Annotated in this window: 1 protein-coding gene and 1 pseudogene; one reads left to right on the top strand and one right to left on the bottom strand. The window is 31.6% G+C overall.

Features of this window, described 5'->3' with window-relative positions; translation table 11 throughout:
• Positions 1–76: pseudogene (locus tag GVV58_RS15185) on the top strand (IS6 family transposase); the annotation flags it as partial.
• A 112-nt stretch (positions 77–188) separates the two neighbouring features.
• On the opposite strand, the gene GVV58_RS15180 reads toward GVV58_RS15185, so the two are convergent.
• Positions 189–1,391: a tyrosine-type recombinase/integrase gene (locus tag GVV58_RS15180; RefSeq protein ID WP_100355904.1), complete on the bottom strand. Its 1,203-nt coding sequence runs from the start codon at positions 1,389–1,391 to the stop codon at positions 189–191.
• Between the last annotated feature and the right edge of the window lie 397 nt (positions 1,392–1,788).

Here is a 1,788-nt window from a genome sequence, read left to right as displayed (position 1 = left end):
AGGACAAGCATCGTCATTTTATTATGGTCAGCCTCAGGGTGAAGTGTGTCTAATCAACAGGGTTTTCGGTCTCTAAGCACTTTTTAAAGGGAACATCATCGACTCAAATCACTATTTGCAACAGTGCCACTTTTAATATCTATTTAAATATAACGATCATTTTTTTATTTATGAATGAGATCTAATAATCATAGAGTACAATTATCTATAAAATCTCCCCACCATTGCATCATCTCAACACGCTGATTAAAATATTCTGCATGATTATAGCTGGCACGGGTTTTATTTTTATCAGTATGGGATAGCTGTGCTTCAATCCAATTCGATTGAAATAAGCCAGATTCATTTAATATTGTACTAAACGTTGAGCGTAAACCATGAGAAGATAATTCATTTTTCCTGTATCCCATTTTTCTAATAATCAAGTTAAGCGTATTAAAATGAATGGGTTTATTTTTATTTCGTGGACTAGAAAAAACATATTTCTCTCCATGAGACCAGATTAGTGCAGATTTTACAACTTCCAGTGCTTGATCAGATAGTGGAACTAAAAAATCAGGAATATCATGACCTAAAATAACTTTTCTTCTATATTGTTTAATATGTAAGGCTGGTATTTTCCATATTTTTTTATCCAAATCGAATTGATGTGGTTCACAAAGCAGTAATTCACTACCACGTACACCTGTATATAACTTAAATAACAATGCTTTTTTAATGATAGGGTCTGTATTAACCTTATTTAATCTAGCTAAAAAATTAGATAGCTCACTTGATTTTAAATACGGATAATTCTTTTTAATCTTATTATTGATTAATATTTTATGAAGACCAATGGCAATATTATATTCACAATAACCCATTGCTACAGCATAATCATAAATCTGATTTAAATAGCTATAGGCTTTCTTTACAGGTTCTTTTACATTCCGAGATTCTATAGTTTTAATAATTTTAACCAAGTCATATCTTTTAACTTCAGTAAATGGCATTACTCCAATATTGGGGTAAACATCTTGATCCAAACATTTTTTTGCAAGCTGAATGACTCCGCATCGTGGTTTGTCTTCAAAGGAATTTCTAATTTTAAATTCCAACCACTCTTCACAAACATCTTGGAAATTTTTTATGTTTTTTTGATGCAGTGGTTTATTTTGATGACCATTAAATTTATATTCATCCCGGACAATTCTTGCCTCTTTTAACGATGTGACAGGATATTCGCCTAACTTTATGCGAGGACGTTTATTTGTACCTTTAATAGAATAACGATAACTCCAAGATTTACGTCCGTTTGGTTCTACCTTCAAACTTAAGCCATCATCATCTGCCAGAAAATAGATTTTTTCCTTTGGCTTAGCCTGGCGTATCTTAACTTCTGTAAGACTCATGAATATTTAACCTAACCATAAAATGCACTGCTCAATTCAATTATAGCAAATTTAAGCGATATTAATATGATGCGTATCATACGCATCACATATTTCTATAAGTAATTGTTAAATAAAATTTATATTTAGATTGGCTAGTCCTTAGTAACCAATTAATTAACCATTAATTTTGCAAGTCTTAAATTGGCATTTGAAGTGTAACCCCATGTTATGACTATTCACATTTCTGCTCTATGATTCATGGTTACTTATTAGTTATGTTATTATGTCAGGAGCGATACAAGAATTAGGGTAACCTTATGGAAATAGCGAATACGAAATGAACCGTACCGGGTTTGTCGGAGACTTTTTTATTTAAGTTAGGCCACCTGACCTAACGGGTTAATCTTATCATAGT

This window comes from Acinetobacter sp. 18QD2AZ41W, from assembly GCF_009829025.1.
Taxonomy (GTDB): domain Bacteria; phylum Pseudomonadota; class Gammaproteobacteria; order Pseudomonadales; family Moraxellaceae; genus Acinetobacter; species Acinetobacter pseudolwoffii.
Note: the sequence above shows the minus strand (reverse complement) of the source record. Positions and strands in the feature narration are given on the sequence as shown.